We start from the raw sequence: 4,684 nt of genomic DNA, 5'->3' as shown, positions 1-4,684 counted from the left end.
CAGGGCGCTGCCCTGGACCCGCCGGGGGGGATAATCCCCCCCCGGACCCCCGTATTTTCCTGGAAAGACTCAAGCCCCTTTCGTCTCCCGGATCACCTGTTGCAACGCCCGGACTTCGCAATTCAACAACACCCCGAGCACCATGCGATAGCGTTGGGCCCAGGTTCGCCGCCAGTTCGACTCGGCAACTCCCAGATAATGCGCACATTGCCGCCCGCTCAAAGCAGGCCGCACGCCTCTGCCCTGACAAGTGCGGCAGGTACGCCGGCGTTCCACCACGAATACCCGCCAGGGACCGTCGCAGTACCAGCAGGTCTCCTCGGGAGGATCCATGACCCGACCACAGGCGCGACACAGTTTGGCAGGCTCCCGCATCAGGATCAGTCCGCGTCCGTGACACTGGGAACAGGCAAAACCGTTGTGAACCACCTCGTTCAGGGCCAGGGTGGCCAGGCGGCGACTTTTTTTCTCCTCCCAAACCAGGCCGGATTGTTTCAAACGTGACCAGGTTTTTTCCACCAGATGACGGCGCTGGGACTCCTGGCCGCCCCATTTGACCCGCAGCAGGCAACTGCCCAACGGATCGTCGAGGTGGGCGAGAATGGCGGCGGCATTGGCCCAGGCAGGCAGAGGGGGCAGGCCGGCGTTGCGATGGATTTTTTCCGAAACGGTTTGAGCCTGCAGAGAGAGAGCGCCCAGCAGGCGCACGGGGGATTCAGCCGACATGACGATCTCCCTGCGACCCGTTGCGACCCCAGGTCAGTACCGCTTGTTCCAGAGCCTCATCCGAGGCGAAGGTTTCGGGTGGGGAGCGGAACTCCCCCTTGATCATGGCTTGAACCCACTTGAAGTAGAAGCGTTGGAACTCCTTGCTGTAGGTGTGGGTTTCGGGGGTGGAAGGGGCGGGATTCGGGGATTCGGGCATCCAGGCCTGACGCCAGCCGCAGCCACAGGCGCGAGGATTGGTCAGGGGGGCGGTGCAGTCGGGACAATGGTCCGGCATAGCTTGTCACTCCTTTGTTCGATACGGTAGTTCCGGGGGATGCCACGGGTTCAGGGCAGAGCCGCCTCCAATCCTCAATCAATACCAGGGTTCGGGGGGATTATCCCCCCGACGGGTCCAGGGGCACCCCTGGGACTTTCCCTTTCGCCGTTGACACGATCATGCTGCACTGTGCAGGTGTCTGAATAGTTACTCCAAATATAGGGAAGTGGGTCTACTCCACCACGCATTCGGCCAGGTAGGTTTCGAATTTCTCCTTGTTGAACAGGGTGATTGGGCGCAGGAAGCGGCGCATTTTCTCCTGCTCGCCCCAGTCACGGATTTTGCGCACGATCATCATGCGGCATTGGTGGGCGCTGTAGCCTTCGCGCAAGCGGGCCATGACCAGTTCAACATGGGTTGTTGGGGCGCCGGTGGGGGTTTGGATGGGGAAGTCCCGTTTGACGCGCTGACTGAGGAACTGGACGATCTCCTGCGCCGTTTGCCGCAGATGTACAACGTCCGCCCCCGCCGTGGTTCCTGACGGGTTCATTGACGGTTCCACTGACGGTTCATAAAGATTCAGGGTGCCGATTTGGAGCGGATTTGGGGCGGATTTGGCCAGATTTGGGGCCGATTCGGCCAATTTGGATCCGATTTGCAACACGTAGAAGTCGGTTCCGCGCATGCCGGGAGCGGACCATCGGGGGTGGCGCCGCAGGCAACCGGACTCTTCGAGTTGCTCCAGATGGCGCAGAACGGTGGTTCGACCCATGCCGCATTTATGGGCCAGGGTTTCGATGGCTGGCCAGCAGGCATCCTGGGCATTGGCGTAGTCGGCCAAGGCCAGAAGGACCAGCTTGAGACCGGACTTTACGGGTTGTTGCCAAGCCCATTCCATGGCCTTGATGGACATTTTCGTTCCTCGGTGATGAATCACGGTATCGGTTCAGTTTACGGGGGGTCGGGAGGGATTATCCCTTCGACGGAGGTCTGGGTAACATCATGAATTGTTTATACAAATAAGGAATAAACATTACGTTAAAGTATAGAATATTTTCTTTTTTTATATTCAAAGGATTATACCGCGTCTACTTTGGAATACGTAATTTTTCTGTATCTGTTCAGGTATACGGGGGTTCGGGGGGGATTATCCCCCCCGACGGGTCCAGGGCAGCGCCCTGGGACTTTTCCTTTCGCCGTTGACTTCGTCATATCGCGCTGCGCGGGATCCTGAATAGTTACAGAAAAATGACGCATGCCAAAGTGGACGCGGTATAAATAGTGGACGGCAAAGGGTAAAAAAAGGGGGGCTTTCGCCCCCCCTACCCCGTCAAATCGAGCCATACAAAATGGCATAAACCCGCCGGGGCGTCAGGCAATACTCCTTGGCCAACTGCCTGGGCGTTTCGCCCTGAATGGAGCGTCGCATGATCTCCAGGTTACGCACGCCGCGAAAGGTATTCTCCACCGTAGGCACCCGCAGATCATCGCCGCCATAGGTGCTGGCCAGCAGCAGGGTACTGCCGACACCCAGCAGTTTTACCAGGGGATGTTCCAAACGCACTTCCTGCGGAATGAAGACGCGCCTTCCCCCATAGTTTTGTACCAGACACTTGACTCCTGCCAACCCGATAAGCACTGCGACCTGCCGCATAAGTTTCGGCAATCTTTGCAGGACTTCGGCATCATCAAACTTTGACAAATCGGGAATTCCATGCCATTTGACCATCTTGTCGTACTCCATATTGCTGACGTTGACCACTGGAGCCTCCTTGCCAAGCCACCATGACCGGGCGGAAGCCTCCAACAAGGAAATAACCCGCCCCATCCCCGCGGGCTTTGGCCAACATCCTTGCCGGCCACTGCCAAGTTGCCATCCGCGCGACTTTAGCGGAGGGCGGGCCCGGAGCGAACACCAAGTGAAGGGAATTCGCCCCGGGCCAAAAGAGGGAAAGACTCCGAAGAGGTTCAGACTGTGGATTGCACAACACACCGTGCTTCGGAATCCGACTGGAGTTGATCTTATACAACAGACCTATCCAGTCTGCGTGGGGTAAAACCAATTAATCAATTTGTTGGGTGATTGTCAACAAAAAAATGTTTCTTTCCTTCTCCCTCCGATTTCTTCATAGCGTGCCGCCATGGAAACTGTCGGAGAGCGCATTCGCAAGCGTCGCAAGGAGCTTGGACTTTCCCAGGGGGAGCTGGCTCTGCGTGTGGGTTACGCGGGGCAGTCGTCCATTGGGGAGATCGAGACCGGGACGAGTCAGTCGCCCGGTCGCCTGGTGGATATCGCCCGTGCGCTGGAGGTTCGTCCGGACTGGCTGCACTCCGGAGAGGGTCCGGTGGAGCCGGAACCGGCCCAGTTCGCCTTCAAGTCGGCCTCCCAGGAGCTGAACAACCACGACAATCTGTTGCAGGAGAGCGATCTTCTGGCGCTCTGGTGCCGGCGTCACGGCTTCAACCCGCAACAGATGCTGGTGGTGGTGGTTCACGGGGACGCCATGCACCCCACGCTTCACAGTGGCGACATGATCATGGCCGACACCTCCCAGCGGGTTCCGGGGCCAGAAGGGGGTCTGTTTTTGCTGCGCATAGCCGGAGAGCTGGTACCCAAGCGGATACAACGTTCCGCGCGGGGCGATCTGATTCTGGTACACGACAATCCCTCCTATCGCGATGAGCATCTGCCGCCGCAAGACGTGGCCCGGGTCGAATTCATGGGGCGCATCTGCTGGTTCGGAAGACGCCTCTAATTTTTTTGCCCATTTCAACAACATTAGTTAGTATGATGGGCTATATTTCAAACAAGATCCTCTCTATCTTATATGGATATTTTCCTGCAATAGAAACTATCAGACATTGTCATGAAGGACTGGTTCACCTTGCTTGCATTATTCTGAGATTGTGTTACCGTTCATATAACTTATGTGTGATTTTGCACGGGGTCTTGTCTCTTTTTCCCCCGCTGCATGATTTTCAGGTTGCCACAAGACAGGTTCATATTTCAAGTTGTTTTATAGGGGAGGCTGCATTTTTTTATTTCGTCCGTAAATACCAATTTTTTGTTTACGCGCCCCCCCTTTTTTGATATACCTCCCCTGCCAGTTTTCCTCCGTGCGGAGACTACATGCCATGTTGCAGGATATTTACGAACTTCATCGCCTCGTCTTGGCCAACGGAACCTCTTCTCCGGAGTTGCGGGCTTTTCTGGAGTTGTCTCAGGTTGCGGTACAGGAGCATCGGGGAGAGCGTCGCCTGTTGGAGTTTAATCTCCTCGAACGTGCCATGGAGCGGGTGGAGGAGGTTTCCGCCGATTATTTCGCCCGGAGCGAGGCTTTGAGCGAACCTTCTCTCAAAGAGGAGATATATCGCGACCAGCAGCAGCGTAACCGAAATCTGGGTCATTTCCTTGCCTGGGGAGAGAAGAACGGGGCGTAACGCTTCAAAGTGGGGAGTCGTGACGTTTTGTTACCTATTTTTCCGCTCTCGTCACACGGATGTTACATTCGCTTGGTAGTGTTAAGCTCCTTTCTGCACAGGACTGGCCTGGATACGGCATTCCCCCCCCCGCCAAATCCTTTTTGGACAGTCCTCGATAAACTCAAGCCGGCAGCTTATGCCGGCTTTTTTTTTGGGCGCGGGTACCTGTTACGGATTCTGTTCAGAAAATACGGGGGGAAGGGGGGTGCGGGGTGC

General features: G+C 56.5%; 6 protein-coding genes. 2 read left to right on the top strand and 4 right to left on the bottom strand.

Annotated features, from left to right (window positions below; all coding sequences use genetic code 11):
• Nucleotides 1–69: 69 nt before the first annotated feature.
• The 4 genes from HQL56_18350 to HQL56_18335 all read right to left on the bottom strand — a co-directional run bounded on the left by HQL56_18350 (nt 70) and on the right by HQL56_18335 (nt 2,543).
• A complete protein-coding gene (locus tag HQL56_18350) occupies nt 70–726 on the bottom strand; it encodes a hypothetical protein (protein MBF0311479.1) in 657 nt (218 codons plus the stop codon).
• Nucleotides 716–1,003: a hypothetical protein gene (locus HQL56_18345; GenBank protein MBF0311478.1), complete on the bottom strand. Its 288-nt coding sequence runs from the start codon at nt 1,001–1,003 to the stop codon at nt 716–718. The genes HQL56_18350 and HQL56_18345 overlap by 11 nt, the downstream gene beginning before the upstream one ends.
• A 214-nt stretch (nt 1,004–1,217) precedes the next feature.
• A complete protein-coding gene (locus tag HQL56_18340; GenBank protein ID MBF0311477.1) occupies nt 1,218–1,898 on the bottom strand; it encodes a conserved phage C-terminal domain-containing protein in 681 nt (226 codons plus the stop codon).
• 417 nt (nt 1,899–2,315) lie between these two features.
• Nucleotides 2,316–2,543: a hypothetical protein gene (locus HQL56_18335; protein MBF0311476.1), complete on the bottom strand. Its 228-nt coding sequence runs from the start codon at nt 2,541–2,543 to the stop codon at nt 2,316–2,318.
• 583 nt (nt 2,544–3,126) lie between these two features.
• Here HQL56_18335 and HQL56_18330 point away from each other — a divergent pair.
• Both HQL56_18330 and HQL56_18325 read left to right on the top strand, forming a co-directional pair.
• Entirely contained in the window at nt 3,127–3,741 is a 615-nt protein-coding gene (locus tag HQL56_18330) for a LexA family transcriptional regulator (protein ID MBF0311475.1), read from the top strand.
• A gap of 379 nt (nt 3,742–4,120) precedes the next feature.
• Entirely contained in the window at nt 4,121–4,426 is a 306-nt protein-coding gene (locus HQL56_18325; GenBank protein MBF0311474.1) for a hypothetical protein, read from the top strand.
• Nucleotides 4,427–4,684: the final 258 nt, after the last annotated feature.

The organism is Magnetococcales bacterium, from assembly GCA_015231925.1.
GTDB lineage: Bacteria > Pseudomonadota > Magnetococcia > Magnetococcales > JADGAQ01 > JADGAQ01.
Note: the sequence above shows the minus strand (reverse complement) of the source record. Positions and strands in the feature narration are given on the sequence as shown.

Bases quoted from the DNA above. Each gene is read 5' to 3' on its own strand.
- HQL56_18330 (MBF0311475.1), top strand. From the start codon at position 3,127: ATGGAAACTGTCGGAGAGCGCATTCGCAAGCGTCGCAAGGAGCTTGGA.
- HQL56_18345 (MBF0311478.1), bottom strand. From the start codon at position 1,003: ATGCCGGACCATTGTCCCGACTGCACCGCCCCCCTGACCAATCCTCGC.
- HQL56_18325 (MBF0311474.1), top strand. From the start codon at position 4,121: ATGTTGCAGGATATTTACGAACTTCATCGCCTCGTCTTGGCCAACGGA.
- HQL56_18350 (MBF0311479.1), bottom strand. From the start codon at position 726: ATGTCGGCTGAATCCCCCGTGCGCCTGCTGGGCGCTCTCTCTCTGCAG.
- HQL56_18340 (MBF0311477.1), bottom strand. From the start codon at position 1,898: ATGTCCATCAAGGCCATGGAATGGGCTTGGCAACAACCCGTAAAGTCC.